Annotated in this window: 16 protein-coding genes and 3 pseudogenes; 5 read left to right on the forward strand and 14 right to left on the reverse strand. The window is 69.3% G+C overall.

From position 1 onward, the window contains the following. Positions 1-17: 17 nt before the first annotated feature. Positions 18-758 (reverse strand): alpha/beta hydrolase, encoded by a 741-nt coding sequence (locus OG689_RS04875; RefSeq protein ID WP_266318026.1) that lies wholly within the window; start codon positions 756-758, stop codon positions 18-20. A gap of 444 nt (positions 759-1,202) precedes the next feature. Between OG689_RS04875 and OG689_RS04880 the strand changes: the two genes are divergently transcribed. After that, positions 1,203-1,799, forward strand: a complete 597-nt coding sequence (locus tag OG689_RS04880; RefSeq protein WP_266318028.1) for a choice-of-anchor C family protein — start codon at positions 1,203-1,205, stop codon at positions 1,797-1,799. A 145-nt stretch (positions 1,800-1,944) separates the two neighbouring features. Here OG689_RS04880 and OG689_RS04885 read toward each other — a convergent pair whose 3' ends face one another. After that, a complete protein-coding gene (locus tag OG689_RS04885) occupies positions 1,945-2,229 on the reverse strand; it encodes a hypothetical protein (protein WP_266318030.1) in 285 nt (94 codons plus the stop codon). Between the two features lie 124 nt (positions 2,230-2,353). Further along, a complete protein-coding gene (locus OG689_RS04890; RefSeq protein WP_266318032.1) occupies positions 2,354-3,622 on the reverse strand; it encodes an Ig-like domain-containing protein in 1,269 nt (422 codons plus the stop codon). Between the two features lie 338 nt (positions 3,623-3,960). Between OG689_RS04890 and OG689_RS04895 the strand changes: the two genes are divergently transcribed. Both OG689_RS04895 and OG689_RS04900 read left to right on the forward strand, forming a co-directional pair. Then, positions 3,961-5,232: a transcriptional regulator gene (locus OG689_RS04895; protein ID WP_266318034.1), complete on the forward strand. Its 1,272-nt coding sequence runs from the start codon at positions 3,961-3,963 to the stop codon at positions 5,230-5,232. Positions 5,233-5,457: 225 nt separating this feature from the next. Beyond that, the gene (locus OG689_RS04900) at positions 5,458-5,658 is read left to right on the forward strand and encodes a hypothetical protein (protein ID WP_266318035.1); all 201 of its coding nucleotides are present in this window, start codon (positions 5,458-5,460) and stop codon (positions 5,656-5,658) included. A 285-nt stretch (positions 5,659-5,943) separates the two neighbouring features. On the opposite strand, the gene OG689_RS04905 is transcribed toward OG689_RS04900, so the two are convergent. The 4 genes and pseudogenes from OG689_RS04905 to OG689_RS04920 all read right to left on the reverse strand — a co-directional run. Further along, positions 5,944-6,387 (reverse strand): alpha-amylase family glycosyl hydrolase, encoded by a 444-nt coding sequence (locus OG689_RS04905; RefSeq protein WP_266318037.1) that lies wholly within the window; start codon positions 6,385-6,387, stop codon positions 5,944-5,946. Continuing rightward, a complete protein-coding gene (locus tag OG689_RS04910; RefSeq protein ID WP_266318039.1) occupies positions 6,360-6,770 on the reverse strand; it encodes an alpha-amylase family glycosyl hydrolase in 411 nt (136 codons plus the stop codon). The genes OG689_RS04905 and OG689_RS04910 overlap by 28 nt, the downstream gene beginning before the upstream one ends. A gap of 58 nt (positions 6,771-6,828) precedes the next feature. Further along, positions 6,829-7,941 (reverse strand): annotated as a pseudogene (locus tag OG689_RS04915) (SpoIIE family protein phosphatase); the annotation flags it as partial. 225 nt (positions 7,942-8,166) lie between these two features. Beyond that, positions 8,167-8,967: pseudogene (locus OG689_RS04920) on the reverse strand (ATP-binding cassette domain-containing protein); the annotation flags it as partial. On the opposite strand from OG689_RS04920, the gene OG689_RS04925 reads away from it, so the two are divergent. After that, positions 8,966-9,622, forward strand: coding sequence for a maleylpyruvate isomerase family mycothiol-dependent enzyme (locus tag OG689_RS04925; protein ID WP_266318041.1), 657 nt, complete (start codon positions 8,966-8,968; stop codon positions 9,620-9,622). The pseudogene OG689_RS04920 and the gene OG689_RS04925 overlap by 2 nt on opposite strands. Before the next feature lie 4 nt (positions 9,623-9,626). Continuing rightward, complete coding sequence (locus OG689_RS04930; protein ID WP_266318042.1) at positions 9,627-10,256, forward strand: TetR/AcrR family transcriptional regulator; 630 nt, start codon at positions 9,627-9,629, stop codon at positions 10,254-10,256. Between the two features lie 185 nt (positions 10,257-10,441). On the opposite strand, the pseudogene OG689_RS04935 reads toward OG689_RS04930, so the two are convergent. The 7 genes and pseudogenes from OG689_RS04935 to OG689_RS04965 all read right to left on the reverse strand — a co-directional run. Beyond that, positions 10,442-10,628: pseudogene (locus tag OG689_RS04935) on the reverse strand (flavodoxin family protein); the annotation flags it as partial. A 256-nt stretch (positions 10,629-10,884) separates the two neighbouring features. Further along, positions 10,885-11,352 (reverse strand): flavin reductase family protein, encoded by a 468-nt coding sequence (locus OG689_RS04940; protein ID WP_266318043.1) that lies wholly within the window; start codon positions 11,350-11,352, stop codon positions 10,885-10,887. A gap of 453 nt (positions 11,353-11,805) precedes the next feature. Next, positions 11,806-13,029, reverse strand: a complete 1,224-nt coding sequence (locus tag OG689_RS04945; protein WP_266318045.1) for an acyl-CoA dehydrogenase family protein — start codon at positions 13,027-13,029, stop codon at positions 11,806-11,808. A 4-nt stretch (positions 13,030-13,033) separates the two neighbouring features. Then, positions 13,034-14,065 (reverse strand): class I SAM-dependent methyltransferase, encoded by a 1,032-nt coding sequence (locus OG689_RS04950; RefSeq protein ID WP_266318047.1) that lies wholly within the window; start codon positions 14,063-14,065, stop codon positions 13,034-13,036. Then, a complete protein-coding gene (locus tag OG689_RS04955; protein WP_266318048.1) occupies positions 14,007-15,293 on the reverse strand; it encodes a hypothetical protein in 1,287 nt (428 codons plus the stop codon). Before OG689_RS04955 ends, OG689_RS04950 begins: the two co-directional genes overlap by 59 nt. Next, positions 15,266-16,441: a hypothetical protein gene (locus OG689_RS04960; RefSeq protein WP_266318050.1), complete on the reverse strand. Its 1,176-nt coding sequence runs from the start codon at positions 16,439-16,441 to the stop codon at positions 15,266-15,268. The genes OG689_RS04955 and OG689_RS04960 overlap by 28 nt, the downstream gene beginning before the upstream one ends. Continuing rightward, entirely contained in the window at positions 16,438-17,685 is a 1,248-nt protein-coding gene (locus OG689_RS04965; protein WP_266318051.1) for an ATP-grasp domain-containing protein, read from the reverse strand. The genes OG689_RS04960 and OG689_RS04965 overlap by 4 nt, the downstream gene beginning before the upstream one ends. Between the last annotated feature and the right edge of the window lie 1,040 nt (positions 17,686-18,725).

The raw sequence follows: 18,725 nt of genomic DNA on the forward strand, positions 1-18,725 counted from the left end.
GCGGGGGTGGTGGGCGGCTAGCTCAGATGCCGGGTGAAGAATCGGGCCGCCGCGTCCCCCGCGAACTGCGGGACGCCGGTGTGCCCACCCATGTTGGCGTGCAGCGTCTTCTCCTTGGAGCCGAAGGCGTCGAACAGATCCAGGGCCGCCTGCCGGTCGTTCCCCTCGTCGTCCCACTGCAGCAGGACGTGCAGCGGAATGGTGACCCGGCGGGCCTCCTCGAACATCGCGCGAGGAACGAAACTCCCGGCGAACAGAACGGCGGCCGAGATGCGCGGCTCGACCACCGCCAGCCTGGTCCCGATGGAGATCACTCCCCCCGAGTACCCCACCGGACCGCCGATCTCGGGCAGCGCGAGGAGCGCGTCCAAGGCGGCCTGCCATTCCGGGACCGCCCTTTCGACCAGCGGGAGGACGAGGGCGTCGATGATCTCGTCACCGATCGGTTCGCCGGCCTCCATGGCCCGGCGCAGCTCGGCGCGAGCCTGCTCGGCGGCGGCCCAACGGGGCCGGTCACCGCTCCCCGGGAGCTCGATGGTGGCGGCGGCGAAGCCGTCCGCCGCGGCCTGCCGGGCCCGATCCACCAGCCGGGGGTACATCCCGCGCAGCCCGAGCGGGGGGTGGCCGAGCAGGATCAGCGGCACCGGCGCGGACGCGGATGCCGCCCCGGGCGTCCACAGGATGCCGGGGATCTCGCCGAGGGTGAATTCGCGCTCGAGGACGCCGTCGTCGAGGCGCTGCTCAGAAGTGAATTGCATGGTCGTGCCTTTCGGGAGTGCTTGTGAACGGCGCTCCCGGACGACCTATCGCCCGACCGTGACCCCGGAGGAGAGCACCCACGTCAATACGTTCACGGGTACCACCTCCTCGCTCTCTCTCGTACGGCCTCCGGCAGGTTAGCAATGCTCCCCGTGACTCGCCAACGGGTTTTTGAGTGCACGGCCCGAGAGGGGCGTGCACGATACGTCCCGCGCCCCGGAGGGGACTGCCCGTCCGACCCGGACCGACCGTCAGAACAGGGCCGCCCGGCCCGGCGCGGCGGGCTCCGACCCGTTGAAACCGGCGCGCGAGAGCTCACCCGCAGACTCCACGCAACACCGGGCACCCCTCGTCCGGTCTTGGCAGAGATCACCGCGACCACAGAAGCTCTGTGCACGGCCGATCGCCGACCGGCCTCATCCACCAGCCCTGGAGGACCCTCCATGTCGTTCTCGCGCACCCGCCTCGCCGTCGCCGCCGTGCTCGTCGCCGGCACCACCGCACTGGCTGCCCCGGCCCAGGCCGCCGGCGGCCACCGCGCTCTCAGCCACTTCGACGACGGCAGCTTCGAGACGCCCAAGGCCCCGGCGAACGCCTTCACCGGCCTGACCGCCGGCCAGGCCATCGGCCCGTGGCAGGTCACCGCCGGCAGTGTGGACCTGATCGGCGCCGGCTTCTGGCAGGCCGCCGAGGGCGACCAGTCGCTGGACCTCAACGGCTCCGGCAGCGGTACCGTCGCCCAGAGCTTCACCACCGTCCCGGGCGCCACCTACTCCGTCACCTACGCGCTCGCCGGCAACCCGGAGGGCGGGGTGGCCCTGCGAACCGGCCGGGCGCTGATCGACGGCCAGAACTTCCAGGACTTCACCTTCGACATCACCGGCCGGACGAGGACCGCCATGGGCTACGTCGGGCACCAGTTCAGCTTCGTCGCGCAGGGCGCGTCCACCACGCTGAGCTTCACCAGCACCGTCGCCGGGGCGTACGGCCCGGTCATCGACAACGTCCAGGTGAAGGAGTGCAAGCCCTGCTGCGGGTGACCGACCGGCTGCGCCGGGCCCGGACGTCCGGGCCCGGCAGGTGAGAGCGGGGAAGGCTGCCGTGGGTGGGGAGCGCGGCCTCCGCCCGGCGCCCCCTGCCCCGGGGACGGGCCGACGCCCCACCGGTCGGCGATGCTCGTGACCGTCAGCAGGCCACGGCCGCACCGAGCTCGGCGTCCTGGTCAACGGCGCCGGCGCGAGCCCGGTCGCGCCCCGTGTCGGTCACCTCGATCAGCAGCCGGTCTCCCCGGGCCAGACGCGGCGCGGCATGGGCGGTGTCGGGCGGGACGTGCTGGACGGGGTCGGCGAGCGGCGGGGTGGCTGTGACAGTGGCGGGGACACGCCCGCCACCCGGCCGCAGGCCGACACCCGCGCCGTCGCCCGTCTCCTGCGCCGCTTCGTCGACCAGGGACCCTTCACCGCCGACCACGACGGACCGTCACGGGCCGGGCGGCGCCGGCAGGGTGCGCGGTGAAGGCCCCTCCCGCCGCAAGCACCCGGTGCGGCGATCGCCCGTCCGGTTCGTCACGAGCGGTACGGACGGGTGGGTGGGTCTACCAGTTCGCCCAGGGGAGGTTCCAGCCGCCGAGTCCGTTGTCGGGGGCGACGATCTTCTCCTTCGAGTTCACGACCTTGACCACGTCGCCGATAAGCGAGCTGTTGAAGAACGCGCCCGCGACGGAGGTGTCGCTGCCGCCCTCCACGTCCTTGAGCGAGACGCAGCCGTGGCTGGTGTTCGCCTTGCCGAAGGGGTCGCCCTTGTACCAGTAGTTGCCGTGGAGGTAGGTGCCGCTCCCGGTCAGCCGCATCGCGTGCGGGACGGCGGGGATGTCGTACTCGTCGCCGAGGCCGACGGTCCGGGAGTTCATGTGGGTGACCTTCTCCTTGGACATGATCACCATGGTGCCGCCCCACGACGGGTGCTTCTCGTCGCCGAGGGTGGCGGGCACGGTGGTGGTCTTGCCGTCCCGGACGATCGTGAGCTGGTGCGCGGCGGCGTCCGCGGTGGACACCTGCGACCGGCCGATGCTGAACGGCTCGTCCTTGTCCACGTCGCCGTAGACGCCCGGCGAGACCTCGACGTTCTTCAGCCGGTAGTGGATGGTGACCTTGGTGCCGGGCTTCCAGTACTCGGCCGGGCGGAAGTCCAGCCGGCCGTCGCCGAACCAGTGGCCCTTCACCTCGGTGCCGTTGTCGGTCTCGAAGGTGATGCCCTTGGCGACGGCGTCCTTGTTCGCGATCTTCGTGCTGAACTCGACCTTGACGATCATGCCCACGCCGTAGGTCCCACCGTCGGCGATGTTGTCGTTGGTGGAGACCTGCTTGTCGGGCGTGCGCGTGGTGAACGCGGTGGTGGAAGCCGCCGCAAGGCCGTCGACGTCCGTCGCCTGGGCGTTCACCGTGTACGCCGTGCCGGGTGCGAGCGCGGCGGCGGGCTTCCAACCGGTGCCGTCCGGGGTGATCGAGCCGGGGACGGGCTTGCCGTTCTTGTCGGTCACGTCGACGGTGGTGAGCTTGCCGTGGGCGACGGACACCTGAAGCGCGTCGGGGGCGACCCCCTGGGCGCCGTCCTTCGGCTCGACGTTCAGCACCGCGGCCGACGCCTTCGGCGCGGCCGCGGCCGCCGTCGTGTCCGCAGTCGGGGCCGCCGGGCCGCCGACGGCAGCGCTGCCCGTTGCCCGGGGGGCCTCGCCCCCTTCGCCTTGGCCGTCCCCGCAGGCCGCGGTCATCAGCAGGATGCCGCCCATCGTCAGCGCCACCGCGCCGCGGTTGAAACGGTCGCCGGTGCGTATCGCGGTCCGGGTCGCCTGAACAATGCTCACTGTTGCTCCTTCTCGGTGTTCGCCGAAAGCTTGTCGGCCGGTTCGTCCCAGTAGCAACGGCCGGCGCCCGATCTGGGACGCTGGGACGCCTTTACCTCCTTTGAGCTGGGAAGACGTACCCTTCCTGGGACGCGTCCCTGGGACGGCGAAACGGCCTGGCCGGCAGCGGGAACCGCGGGAGCGTGAGCGGCGTGCTTCTGTCCCGACGATCACTTCACGTGGTCCGGCCCGCAGGGGACGCGACAGCGCCGAGCCCGACCGCCGGTGGCGGCCGGGGACTGTGAGGCGCGATCACCACGGGATGCAGGAGCGGGATGCAGGAGCGGGGCGGAGGAACGGTGTCAGAGGGGGTCCGGGAGTTGAGGGAGCGGGACGAGACAGCGCGGCTGCTCGGGGAGCTGAAGAGCAGGTCGGGGCTCAGTTACGGCGCGCTGGCGAAGAGACTGCATCTGAGCACCTCGACGCTCCACCGCTACTGCAACGGCGACGTGGTGCCGACGGAGTTCGCCCCGCTGGACCACCTCGCGCGGCTGTGCGGGGCGACGCCGGACGAACTGGTCGAGCTGTACCGACTGTGGGTCGTCGTCCACGCGACCCGGGGGAGCAGAACGTCACCCGTAGCCGAACCGACGGGTCCGAACGGGACCGAGGCGGAGGCGACGCCCGACAGGAGCGGTGGCGTCGAGGCCGGACCGGCCGTCTCCTCCCGCCCCGAACCGGACCTTGTCCCCGGCGCGACGCGGCCGCGGTGGCGGGCCCGCCACCGCGGGATCCTGGCCGCAGGGGCGGTCGCCGTGGTGCTGGCCACCATCGGGGCCGTCGCCACGGGGCTGAACTCGGCCACGGGTGGTGACACCGATTCCGCGCGGGCCGCGGACCGCGGGTCGCCCGCCGGATCTGCGGCCCCGGGCAGCACCGACTCGCCGTCCTCCCCCGCCCTCGCCTCCACCGAAGCAGGCGCGGGCGCGGGCGCGGGCTCGCAGGGGCCGACCGGCGGGACGGACACCAGCGCTCCTGTCAAAGTGTCGGTCCGGCCGTCCGGGTGGGACACCCCGTGCGATCAGTACGTGGTCAACCGCCCGCCGTCCGAGGTCCCTCGACCGCCCGCGGTCGCGGACGTGGCGGGCTGGGTCTCCCGGCTCGGCGCGGTTCCCGCCCGCTACCAGTCGATCGAGCTCATCGTGCAGGGCACCGGCGGGGACACCGTGGTGCTGTCCGGCCTCAACGTCCGGGTCACCCGGATCGCGGCTCCCCTCGCCTGGAACGCCTACTCCATGGGCGAGGGCTGCGGCGGAGGAGTCGACCGCCACTCCTACGACCTCGATCTGGACGCGGCCCGCCCGCGGCCGGTGGTCACCGAGGGCAGCACCGGCCTGCCGCTCAAGGTGAGCGAGCACGACCCGGAGGTCATCGAGGTCACCGCACGGACCAACTCCCACGACGTGTCCTGGTACCTGGAGCTGGAGTGGTCCAGCGGCGACCGGAAGGGGACGCTCCTCGTCGACCTCGGCCACGGCACGCCGTTCCGCGCCAGTGCGGTGAAGGGCCGGCCGCTGTACGTCCACCCGATCGGCGGACAAGGCTGGGAACCGAGCCCGTTCCAGCAGTGACGGCGGCGCGGGGCCCGGTGCACCGTGCGCGCGCCCGGCCGTAGGCCGCCGCCGCAACTCCCCTGCGCGGGCACGCGGGAAGTGCCTTCCTGCTGGAACGACGGGAGCTTGGTCAAGCCCTGTCGCTCCAGCCCGGAAGGCACTTCCGTCGTCCGCCCCGAGCGGGACGCCGCCCGGGGCAGGCCCGGAGGCCAGCGTCCTACGCGGGCGAAGGGCACCCGGAAGGTGTCATGGTCGTCCTTCTCGTGGGAGGTGGAGGGGTCCGCGCTGTACGGCGCGGTCGCCGCGTCCAGCACGGTCGGGTCCTGGGGCAGGGAGCCGATGGCCGACTGCCCGAAGGTGGGGATCAGCATGATGCCCAGGCCCCGGCTCTCCAGGGTGGCCCGGTCGATGCCCAGGGCCTGCAGCGGGATGTTCATCTCGTAGGTGGTGTCCTGGGCCGGGCTGTGCCCTGCCGCTAGCAGGTTCTGGTACCGGGCGGCGTCGGCCAGGTCGGCGGGCAGGTATCCGGGCAGCGTTGTGCCAGCCGACCATGTCGGCGATGCCCCGGTCGCGGTCGGTGCAGGTCCAGGTGTTGTCGGCGCAGTTGACGTCGGTGACGTAGCCGTCTCCGTCGGCGGGCGACGAGTCGTCCTTGTCGGCGAAGCGGAAGCCGGAGTAGACCTGCGGGGTGCCGTGGTTCCAGGCCAGTTCGAAGATGTGCGCCAGCTGTCACTTGGAGCCGCTGTTGCAGGTGAGTGTGGTCCGGTCGCGCTCCAGGTCGTGGTTGGTCACCATGACCGCGGACTTGTCCCTCGGTTCGAAGCCCCAGCTCCGGCCGAAGGTGCTCAGGTTGGCGATGTTGCCGTTGAACTGGTCCTTCAGCTTGTAGGCGTAGGTGAACTCCAGCACGCTGCCGTTGCCCTCGAACGCGGCCGGCGCGAGCTGACCGCCGCTGCCGGGGAAGATCTCCTGGTAGACGTAGGGCCGCCCGCCCCAGGTGGTGTCGCGCACCCGGGAGAGGATGTTCGCCATGTCGGCCTGGGCGACATGCTTGGCCGCGTCCACCCGGAAGCCGTCCACCCCCGCGTCGACCATGCCGTTCAGGTAGCCGGCGATCCTGCCCCGGACGGTGTCCGACTCGGTGTTCAGGTCCGACAGGAGACCAGCTGGCACTCCTGGACCTGGGTGACGTTGTTCCAGTCGTTGATGCCCAGGTCCGCGTTCGGGCACGGCGGCGAGCCGTGGAAGTCCGCACGGCTGTAGGGGATGTCGTTGTACGTGTACGTCGCCGTGTTGAAGCTCGCGCCGCCGTAGGAGCTGGTGCTGCTCCGGTTCACGCCGCCGGTGTGGTTGATCACCGCGTCGGCGTAGACCTTCACCCCGGCGTTGTGACAGGCCGTCACCATGGCCTTGAACTGCGCCTCGGTACCCATCCGGCTGCTCAGGCCGTACGAGACGGGCTGGTAGAGCTCCCACCAGGGGTGGGCCCCGCTCAGCTTGATCGAGTCGGCGGGCGGGGCGACCTGGACGGCGCCGTAGCCCTTCGGGCCGAGCACGGTGGCGGTTCGACCGGCCGTCTAGGCGGGGCTCGTCGGCGGCGGAACGGACGGCCGATCAGCCCTGTGGCTGCGGCCGGGGAATGTCCTGCTCGCACCAGATGACCTTGCCGGTGCTGGTGTAGCGGGTGCCCCAGCGCGCACTGAGCTGGGCGACCAGGAAGAGCCCCCGGCCGCCTTCGTCGTTGGCCGCGGCGTACCGCAGGTGCGGGGCGGTGCTGCTGGCGTCGGAGACCTCGCAGATCAGCCGGCGGTCGTGGAGCAGTCGCACGCCGATCGGGCCGGCGGCATGGCGCACCGCGTTGGTGACCAGTTCGCTCAGCATCAGCTCGGTGCCGAAGACCAGTGCGTCCAGGCCCCACCGTTCCAACTGGCGGGTGGCGGCGGCGCGGGCCTCGGCGACGGCGGCCGGGTCGGAGCGCACCTCCCACTCGACGATCCGGTCCGGTGGCAGGGCCCGGGTGGTGGCGACGAGCAGGGCGACGTCGTCCTCGTGACGGGCCGGCAGCATCGCCTCCAGGACGGCCTGGCAGGTCTCCTCCGGGGTCCGGCCGGGTGGGGCCAGCGCCTCGCTGAGCAGTCGCAGCCCGATGTCGATGTCCCGGGTGCGGGCCTCCACCAGGCCGTCGGTGTAGAGGACGAGCCGGCTGCCCTCGGGAAGTTCCACCTCGGCGGTGGTGAACGGCAGGCCGCGGAAGCCCAGCGGGGGGCCGACGGGCGTGTCGGGGATCTCGACCGTGCCGTCCGGGTGGACCAGGACGGCGGGCAGATGGCCGGCCCGGGCGATCTGGCACCGCCGGGAGGTCGGGTCGTAGATGGCGTACAGGCAGGTGGCGCCCACCACGACGTCGGTGCCGCTGGCCGTCTCCTCCTCGTCGATGCGGCTGACGACGTCGTCGAGGTGGGTGAGGAGCTCGTCGGGCGGCAGGTCCAGCGCCGAGAAGTTGTGCACGGCGGTGCGCAGCCGGCCCATCGTGGCCGCGGCGTGCACGCCGTGCCCGACCACGTCGCCGACCACCAGGGCGACCCGGGCGCCCGACAGCGGGATGACGTCGAACCAGTCGCCGCCCACACCCGCGTGGGCCGGCAGGTAGCGGAAGGCGGCGTCCACGGCGTTCTGCGCGGGCAGGCCCCGCGGCAGCAGGCTGCGCTGGAGGGTCATCGCCATGGCCTGACTGCCGGTGATCGCCGCGGCCAGCTGTTCCTGGGTGGTGTAACGGGCCTCGAAGACACCGTTGTTGCGCCCGAGGCGGAGGACCGCGACGCGATCGGAGACCGCCTGCACGTCGTCGAGGTTGTGGCTGACGAGGATCACGGCGTGACCGCGGTCGCGCAGTCGGCGGATCAGTTCCAGGGTCTGGGCGGTCTGTTCCAGTCCGAGCGCGGCGGTCGGCTCGTCGAGGATCACCAGATCGGGCCGGCCGATCAGGGAGCGGGCGATCGCCACAGCCTGCCGCTGGCCGCCGGAGAGGGAGGCGACCGGGATCCGGAGGCTGGGCAGGCGGATGGACAGGCTGTCGAACACCTCCTGGGCCCGGCGCTCCATCTCGACCTCGCGCAGCAGCCCGAACCTGCGCAGTTCGTGGCCGAGGAAGAGGTTGGCGACGGCGTCCAGACCGTCGCAGAGCGCGAGGTCCTGGTAGACCGTCGCGATGCCCAACTCCTGGGCGTCGAGCGGCCGGCGGACATCGACCGGCCGGCCGCGCCACTCGATCACGCCGCTGTCCGGCTGATGGACGCCGGAGACCGTCTTGACGAGAGTGGACTTGCCGGCCCCGTTGTCGCCCACCAGGGCGACGATCTCGCCGGGGCCGATGTCGAGGTGGACGGAGTTGAGCGCCTGCAGGGAGGCGAACCGCTTGGAGATCCCGCGCAGCGACAACAGGGGAACCCTGCCCACCTGCCCACCTCCGCTCGTCCGCGATCCGCCGGTCTCCTGCCGTGAGTCTGCCCGTCGGGAGGGCCGAAGCGCGGCACAACGCGCCGCGCCATGGCCGGTCGGCCCCTGCGCAGGACCCTGCGGGGCGGCCCCATGGGGCCGTGCGGAGTACCGCCCTTCCTGACCGGTGGCCATCCCTGCGGGCGGGGAGGCAAGCACGCGAAAGGGACTCCTTCTATACATACAGACTGCATGTATGTATGGTCGAGCCTTGAGCGCCCCGACAAGAAGCAGCGGAGCAAAGGGAGTTGACGACATGACAGAGATCGGCAAGGCACACGTGACCGAGGGCCTCGCCACCGAGTACGCGGCGTTCGCCGAGCTGGTGGCGCAACTGGATGCGGCCGCGTGGTCGGCACCGACCCGCTGCACGGGCTGGCAGGTCCGCGATGTCGTCGGGCACGTGACCGGCACGGCGATCGACTCGGCCGACGGCACCATCGGCGCGCGCACCCCGGACCAGCAGGCCCGGGCACTGCGCGACAGCACGCCCCAGGAGCTCGCCGCCGCACTGGGGGCGGCGGCGGCCCGCCTCGGCACGGCGTTCGACGGGTTCGACGACGCGCGCTGGGCCACGGTGCTCCCCCGCACCGGCCGGACGGTCCTCAACGGCGTCCTGACCCTGTGGTACGACACCTTCGTGCACGCGGACGACATCCGCGCCGCCCTCGGGCAGCCCTCCGGCCGCGGCCCCGGCCTCGCCGCGGGCGTGCACTGGCTGAGGTCCGAACTGGACCGGCTGGAGCGCGGGCCAGCCACCCTCAAGCTCACCGGCCTGGAAACCTTGGAGATCGGCAGCGGCGGCCCGGTCGTCGGCGGGGACCCGCTGCAGTTCCTCCTCGTCGCCACCGGACGTCTCGACCCCGCGCTGCTCGGCCTCGACGAAAGCTTCAACGTGTACTCCGTACGATGAGGCCATGACGAAGAAGGCGGAACAGGGCGACGCGACGCGCCGGCAGCTCGTCGGGGCCGCGATCGCCCTGTTCACCGCGCACGGCTACGCGGACACCTCCACCACCAGGATCGTCGAGGCCGCCGGCGTCACCCGGGGCGCGCTGTACCACCACTTCCCCGACAAGGAGCACCTCTTCGAGGCCGCCTACCTGGCACTCCAGGCGGACGTCCACGCCCGTTGCGCGGCGGCCGCGGAAGCCGCGGACGGCGACCGGGTCACCCGGATGATGGCCGGCATGGATGCCTTCCTGACGGCGTGCCTGGAGAAGCCCGTCCAGCGCATCCTGCTGCTGGAGGGCCCCCTCGTCCTCGGCTGGGAGCGGTCGGTGCGCTTCGACGACCCTTACTGTGCACGCCAGTTGCTCCGCGCGGGGCTCGCTGCCGCCGCGCGGTCCGGGATCCTGCCGGCCGAACAGGCCGAGCCCCTCACCCACCTGCTCTACGGCGCGCTCCACCAGGCCGGTGTGTCCATCGCCGCCGCCGCCGACCCGACCGCACAGCGGTCCGTCATGAGCAAGGTGGTCGGCGACCTCGTGACCGCCCGCCTCCGGGGAAACGGCGACGACGGGACCGGCCACCGCGCCACCCCCTGACGGCGCACCGACGCTCCGCACGACAGCCCGCCACCCACCGCCGCCCACCGCGTCGGACCGACGGCCGCCGCACTCCTCCCAGCGTTCTCGTGAACCGGACGACCTCCTCGCCGGATCGGCCGATGAAGTCCCACCACACGGCGGGCGGCGACGGACAAGGCGGGCGGAGGCGAACCGAAGCGCGCTCAGCGGTGCTCGGGGTTCTCGAAGTCGAAGCGGCAGCCCGCGTCCCACTCGGAGCGCTGGTTACCGGTGCGCCGGGATGCCGCCGGCGTCCTTGAGCATCCGGGCCAGGTGCAGCGGGTTCCAGGTCATGAAGGTGGTGTTGCGGTTGGTGAAATCGTTCTCCGGACCGCCCGACCCCTCATCCACCGCCCCGGTCACCCAGCCAGACGATCTTCACTGGGGACACAGTGACGAACAGCGGGACCGTGCCGGGGACGAGGAGACCGATGAGCGCGGCGGAGTCAGACGTCCGCCGGGTGCGGAGAGGAGGAAGTGCGGCAGTCCACCGATTCCGAGCATGAGCAGGACACCGAGGCGTTCGCCACGGAGCGCGCGGACCGTGCGCCCAGGCTGGACGACCCGATCCCCCTGACCGTCAGGGCGAACGAGGTCCACAGCTTGGTCAGTGGGTGGCGAACCGTGGGGTGTTGTCGGTCAGGCCTTGGAAGCTGCGGTCGCAGTGGACGAGCGGTGCGCCGTCGCCGGTGTACGTCGCCTCGACGCGTCCGATGAGGATGGAGTGGTCGCCGCCGTCGACGACCTGGTGCAGTGAACAGGCCACCCGGACCAGGGCTTCGGGTATGCCGGGCAGTCCGAGTTCCAGCGGCGCTGTGACGCCGTCGGCGAACCGGTCCACTCCCGACGTGGCGAAGCGACGGGCGATGTCCGACTGGTCCCCGCGCAAAACATTGATCATGAAGCGGTCGGTGGAGGTGAAGGCCTCATGGGTGCTGGCCGCCTTGTCCAGGCAGATCAGCACCAGAGGCGGGTCCAGGGACAGTGAGCGGAACGAGCTCGCCGTGAAGCCCCAGCGCTGTCCCGTGGCGTCGACCGTGGTGGCCACCGTGACCGGACCGGGGACACGAGCCATGGCCCGGGTGAACTCTGAAGGTGCGAAGGCCATCGGTTTTCTCGCCTTTCGGGGTGTACCGGAGCAGGGAAAGCGGCAGGTGGACGCTCAGGACGGCACCTCCTGACGCACGAAGGTTCTGAGGCAGGAGGTGGATCCGGTTCGTATACCGCCGCGAGTCCTCGCTCAACCGGACGACGCGATTTCACACGCCGGCACGGGGCAGCAACGTCGTGCCGATGGGAGTCGGCCCGTCCCCGGCGTCGGTCAGGCCGGCCGCGACGGCCTGACCAACCAGGCACGGGGCGGCCGGCCTGTCGACGACCGGGGGCATCACTGCGGCATCCCGCGGCCCGCGGGAACATCCCGCGCCACCTTGGAACGCCGTGGCCACGAGCTGCGGAACTCGGGCGTAGAGGTCGGCGGACGGGCCGACCGGGGAAGCCCGTCGGGAGTCACCGTCGTCGGCGTCCCCTACTCGGTCGCCGTCTTCGTCGTGGCGGGGGTTCCCACCTCCCAGTCGACGGGCGGCGGATTGCCGTTGAGAAGCCAGTCTCCGATGGCCCGCTGTTTGAAGATCACGGGGTTGTGGCTGGCGACCGTCCTCGAGTTGCGCCAGTGCCGGTCGAGATCGCGGCCGACACTCGTTGCCGAGGCGCCGAGCGCGTTGAACAGCAGGGTCGCCGAGCGCGGTACCAACTCGGAGAGCATCACTTGCGCCTGCTCGGAGCGGATTTCCGCCACGATGTTCGCCTCACGGTCCTCCTCCGAATCACGCCCGGCGACGCCCGTCTCCGAGGCCCGCTGCAAGGCCTCCCCCACTCCTCGGACCAGCGCCCGCGCCGTAAAGGCTATGGACGAGATCTCCCCCACGACGGATTGGATATTAGGGTCGTCCTTGGCGAGATCGGCGGAGCTGTGTGAATAGTTGCGCCCGCGACTTCGCACCGCTTCGGTGATGTCTCGCTCAACGGCAACCGCAATGCCCGCTTGCACGACGAGCAATATCCACTGGTAGAGCGCCGCTTGATAGCGGATGCGCTCCCCGAGGGGGGCGAGACCGCTAGCGTCGACGCTCGCCTCGTTGAGGAACAACGTGCCCGTGCCCGTGGTGCGCTGGCCGAATCCGTCCCAATTGTCCTGGACCGTGACGCCCGTTTGATGCAGCGCGACGAATCCGGCCACGTTCTGCCCCTGGTGGACTCCTGAGACGTCCGCCCAGTCCGCAAAGATGGAACCGGTCGTGTACTGCTTCCGACCGGAGACCGTCAGCTCATCGTCCTTGCAGGTGAAGGACGTCTTCTTCTGCCCCATCGTGATCGGCCCCGCCTCTGCCCAGGCGTTGCCCACCATGTCTCCGTCGAGAAGCCGGCCCAGCCACAGCTTTCGATAATCCTCGTCGGGGTGGTGCACTATGTCCTCGACGAACGCGATGTGGGCTCGAAAGATCTGCGGAATGTTGGAATCGGCCGCAGCCAGCTCGATGAGCACGTCTCCCCACTCGGGGATCGTGAGCCCGTCGCCGCCGAATTCCTTCGGTATGCGCAGCCGGCTGAAACCCGCTTCAGCGACGGCACGCACCTGCTCCCGCGGCAGCTCTCGGGCAAGGTCACGCGCGATCGCGCCCTCAGCCAGGCTGTTCACCACCGCCAGCACACTCGTCTTGGCCGATACGGTGCCCGGGTTTTCGGGTGTCATCTACCTAGCCCTTCTTCGGCTTCCGAACTACCTGCAGAGTCGAGTTGCCGAAGGCTTCCGTGTCGGTGTCCAGGCGGGCGAACTCCTCAAAGCCCGCGGCGGTCAGCTCGGAAAGCAGCGATTCCCCGGAACGCTCGGCGTAGTTCAACACCTCGAGGTCGATGGGCTTACGCTCGCCATCGATCTCGACGTAGCGCGTGATGGTGCGTCCCGGCACCAGATCGGCAGCGACGGCGTCGTAGTCCTTGATGGTGTGGAAGCCACGGCCCCATTCCGAGGCACAGTGGTCGACTACGAAGTAGCCGCCAGGACGAAGCACTTCGAAGACGCGGGCGATGTGACGCGCCCGGTCCTCCGCCCGGTCGAGCATGTGCAGTGCACCCATGTTGAGGGCCACGTCGAAGGACTCCGCCGCCACATCGCGCAGGAAGATGATGTCCTTCTCGATGAATCCATCGGCGGGAAGCCCCTCCTCCCGCGCCCGTCCACGCGCCCTTTCCAGGGCGCTGTGCGAGACGTCGAAAGAGGTCACGCTGCGACCGATACGGCCGCGCAGCAGAAAGAGGCTGTCGCGCCCTTCACCTGTGCCCAGGTCCAGAATGTCACCCTGAATTACCTCCGGATGACGTACCAGGATCTCCCGCAGGCTCGCGTTCTCGGAAAGGGCCTCCCAGGACACCGCACCATGCTCGTAGACCTTTGCATAGCGGTCTTCGTAGCCGAAGTAGTAGCCCTTTTCCGCAACGTACTTGTGCATCGCGGAGAAAATCGGATAGTCCGCCGGGACCGTACATCGCTGCGGCTCCACCGTGGCGTCGCTGATGTACTCCGTATCCGGATGCACGGCCGTCAGCAAGAGCTTCTCTCCGGCCGCGATGCTGATCTTTTCGCCGACACCGACGACCGTCACGCCCTCGCGCAACTCATCCTCAGAATAACCGTCGTCAGGCAGCCGGTAGAAACCGATCCTGCCCCGCCTAACCGTCAGCGACGCCGGCTCCGGATAGTCGAGCTGCACCAATTCCTGCGTGTCCATGAGAACCGTGAGTTTCTGAGTCATTATTCGTTTCCCCGATCGTTCGTGTGTGAGTGTTGAGGAGGTCGCGGGGGGTGCTGCCACGGAGATAGGCGTCGGCCGCATCCCGGGTCCGGTGGAAGATGTTTTGCTGCACCTTGCTGCCGCCGATGCGCAACTGCTGCCGCTCCAGAGCGGATCGCATCATCCGCGCGGACGTCGCGTAGTCGCGCCGCGCGAAGGCTGCGATTCCGTCGAAGAGCGGCCGGCACACCAGGTCGAAGAACTCCGGAGACTCACGATCGCGACAGGAGTTCACGATCCTGTCGAAGAGGCGGTAGTCCTCGGCCTTCGCGAACGCCATCGCAGCGTGCAGGTCGTTGAAGATGTAATTGGGGTCTGCCGCATAGGCGGCCCAGGCCTCCGCGAGCTTCTGCCAATGGGGCACCAGCATCTCGGAGAGATCCGGCCCTCCCAGCATCTCCAGCCGCCACAGCAGTGCGACCGCATCGAGGTCTTCCCAGGCTCCCGCCCTCGTCTTGCGGCGGACCTCCAGCTGGTAGCAGCGCAGAGCCTCGTCCAACTCGCCTTCGCCGAGCAGCCCTATGGCGAAGTGCCACCACATGTGGATGCGCATCGGCTCCGCCGCGCCCCACCCGTTGGAGTAGCGGGAGATGGATTCTTTCGCCGCCTCGTACTCGCGCAGCCTCTGCAACACGTGCACCTTGGCATGCAGCGCGTAGACGTCGTCGTGATTGATGCTCATTGCGCGCTCCGCGGCGGAGATCGCGTCGGAATAGTGCCCGCATTCCTCCAGGGCGAAGGCGAAGAGACCGTCGCTCAGGCCGGTGGCGCGGCGGGACATCGTGGGGCGCAGATCATTGAGAACCCGGCCCGTCTCAAGAAGTCCCTCGTTGTCCCCCAGAGAGAAATCGACCATGTGGGCGAGGAAGCCGGTGAGCAGCGCAGGTACTCCTCTGGAGTTGCGCAGGCTGCTCGCCAGCATCTCGCGAGCGCTCAGCAGGTCCCCACGTGCCCAGCTCAGCACCGCGTCGCGAATGGTGCGGAACTCGGGGTCGAGAGTGGAAGGCGCAATGGCTTCGAGGATTTCGATTGCCTCACGACATCGCTCCGCCTCCATGTTGGTGACGCCTTCGGCGGCGACAACGAGGCCGTGGAACGGGTCGGATCTTCGCAGGGTGCGGGGATCGAGGCGGAGGGCTACGAGGTCTTCAACAATGTTTTCCATGTCCGGATCCCTTGGAACGAGTAGGACATAACGATGACGAGTAGGAACGGCGCAACCCACACCAGCGGTTGCGCAACACCGAAGACGAGGAAGACGACGGCCAGAATGGGAATCGCCGTGGCATTGCCGAGAGCGACCGCCTGACTGGTGACGGCAGCGTCGTAGTGGGTGGCGGTGTACTCCCGCAGCGCGATGCGCAGCGCGCCGAAGCCGACCCCCAGCGCGAAGGTGGAGAGCGCCATCGCGACCACGGAGGCTCCACCCGCCGGCAGCGCCCACAACACCCCGCCGACGAGGGTGCAGGCGATCACCAGCGTCGAGAGCATCGTGGAAGACAGCTTCGCCCGGGCCGAAACCACCCCTGCGACGATGACGCCGATGCCCAAGCAGGCGTCGACGACACCGACCGCGACCAGGCCGGCGCCACGGTCACTGACCTGGAGCGGAAGCATCAGATTGAACGCGCCGAGCACGGGCCAGACGAGCGCGAACGTGGCGATCAGACGCAGCGGAGCCACAGGTTTCGCGGCGACACCGGCCTCGGCCTCGACAGCTGTGTCGGCGACCGCAGCGGCACGTGCGCCGCCCGCCCAACTGAGCGCGGCAACCAGCACGAAACCTGCCGTCAGCGTCCGCACAATGCCGTGAATGCCCACCACTTGGATGATCACGGGGGCGAACAGCGGCCCGATCATCAGCGCCGCCTGATTGCCCGACATGGTGACGGAGCTGGCCCACGACACGTCCTGCCGCCGCTTCTCCTCATTGAACCAGCTTTCCCAGCTCGCCTCCAGCGAGAAGAAACCGACCCACATGAAGAAGTTCGCGACCACCAGCACGGTGGTGTTCTCCACGAAGAAACTGACCACGAGCGAAACCACGGCCACGTAGAGCAGGGAAAACACGGTCAGACGCTGCCCCGACATCGTTATGCGGCGGATCACGAGGGGCACCGCCAGCGCCGGCCCGTACGACAGGAGCGTCGAAATGACCAGCCGCCAATAACCGCCGGCCTCAGCAGTCGCGATCTGCCAGTTGATCACCACGAGGAAGGTGCCGGCAAAGAAGCGGTACAGGGTTGAAACAATAGTATATCGAATCATAAACGCCCCGCCGAGACCTTCCTCATGTGCCCGATTTCTGATCACCCAAAGATTTCGGCGGAGAGCTTCTCCGCCAGCTCAACAGGCATCGTGGTGCGCTCGGTGAAGATTTCGTCCCACACCATTTCGACCACGCCGTCCCGGGTGCTCCAGTCCGCGACGGGCTTCACGACATCGCCGGGCTTCTTGGACACGGAGACGGAGACCACGCTCTCGGGAAGGTCCTCGGGAATCCCCACCGAGGCGATCACCCCCGGCTGTGCCTTCAGGAACGCCACGGCACTGCTTCGGACGGGATCGCGCTGCACCAGCGGGAAGGGATCGATCCCCAGGTAGGACGCCACGTGCAGGGCGTAGGGGTTGTACCCGTAGGCACGCTCCACCTGATCCATGATGCCGTCGCCGCCGGGACGAGCTGCCGCCTCGATGAGCCACGGAGCGCCCTTGCTGTCGAATTTGATCTCGACGTGCGCGACCCCGCGATCGATTCCGAGGGCCTCGCACGCCTTCTCCGCCAAGGTCGTCAACGCCGTGTCACCCGTACGGTGGCTGGGCACGAGGTGGCCCACCTCGGCGAAGACAGGGGGTGGCGAAAGATACTTCTCGGTGACCGCGAGCGTTGTGCGCCGATCACCGTGGCACAGCACCTCGACGGAGACCTCCTCCTGGGAGTCCACGTACTGCTCCACCAAGTAGCGGGTGCCGTCGATGGGGAAATCGTCGCGGTAGCGCTCGATGTGCTCCACCGAGGCCGCGAAGGCGGTAATCGCCTCGGCACGTGTACGGGCGAGGCTGACTCCGCCGCTGCCGCTGAAGTCGACGGGCTTCAGGACGACCGGGAACCCGATCTCCTCGGTCGCCGCCAGCATCTCCGCCTCGGAGGCGACGGAGATGGAGCGCGGGGTCGGCAGGCCCGCCGCCTCGAAACGCGCCTTCATCGCGTACTTGTCACGTGTGACATGTGCCGAATCGGCCGAGAGTCCGGGCAGTCCGTACTCCTTCGCGACGGCACTCCCCGACGGCACGCCCCAGTCGTTGATGGGCACGACTGCCGCAAGGTCCCAGCCGCGCTGCTTCCACTCGGCCACCGCCGCGAGCACGGAATCGGCGTAGCCGTCATCCGCCGCTATCACGCGGTCGAAGAAGCGCTGGGGGAATCGCAACGGATCGAGCGCTGTGATCCACACGGGCATGGAACTCGCGTCCTTGGCACCCGAGAAGGAGCGCTCGCGCAGGAAGTAGCTCGTGCCGAGCCCCAAGAGAAGGACATACGACCGATTCGTATCCATATGATCAACTCTCCGTCGGTTCTGTTACGGGACGTGCGGAGGCGACGGTCGCCGTCGCTGCTGGGGGTGTCTTCGAGGAGGGCGACCGGTTCGCGCCGGCTCGGACGCCGGGCCTGAGTGGCCCGCTGGAGGGACCTCAGACGGCGGTGGCTGAGGCAGGAGAGTCATTGGCGTCGCTGCACCATCACGCATGTACGTGGCCACCCATCGGATGGGGGTGGACACGGAGAGCCGTCCCAAGTGAGCTTCGTTGCGGAATCGCAGCGTCCAGAATGGCCAACGTGACATGTCCCGCTGACGTTTGGTCACGATAGACACTCTCCTGCAACAGGATCAAGTCACGACCCCAGAGTGTCCCGGGATGTCTGGTTTGATCTGATGATCTTGGTGGGCGCCTGGACGCAGAACGAGCACGGCGCTTGTGGATCACGGAGTTCTCTACGCTGCCACGATCTGCAAGGGCCGTGCTCGTCGCTCCAACCTTCCCTCTGGCGCCGCCGGATGGGCCTTGCCCGACCGCGCTGCCGGCGTCCTGGGAGTCGGTTGTCCCCGAGGGGCTGCTGGACGTTCTCGCTCAGGCCCCTGATCCGCGAGGTCCGCGCGGGGTGCACTACCGGCCGGCCACCCTGCTCTCGATCGGTGACTGCGCGATTGACCACGGCGTACCACAACTCCACTCTCTCCATGGGTGAATGGGCGCATCGCTGTGACCAGCCGGTCCTGTCCGCCCTGGGCTGTGCCGTAGGCGTCACGCAGGGTCTTCTCGTCCGGGCAACGGACTTGGCCGGTCAGTGGATGGTAGGGAACGGTGATCACCCCGGACGCGCTGGACGCCCGGCGCGAACACGCCCGCCACCTGGTCGAGGAGCGCGGGGCGCACTACCTGCTCAGTCCCAAGGACAATCAGAAGAACCTCGCCTGCCAGCTCAAGTCCCCTCCCTGGGAACGGATTCCGGTCCTGCGCCGCAGCGCCGCGCGCGCACTGGATCAGAGACGTCACCTTCGGAGAGACGCCCGCACCCCATCCGCACCCGCAACGC

Source organism: Kitasatospora sp. NBC_00240 (assembly GCF_026342405.1).
Taxonomy (GTDB): domain Bacteria; phylum Actinomycetota; class Actinomycetes; order Streptomycetales; family Streptomycetaceae; genus Kitasatospora.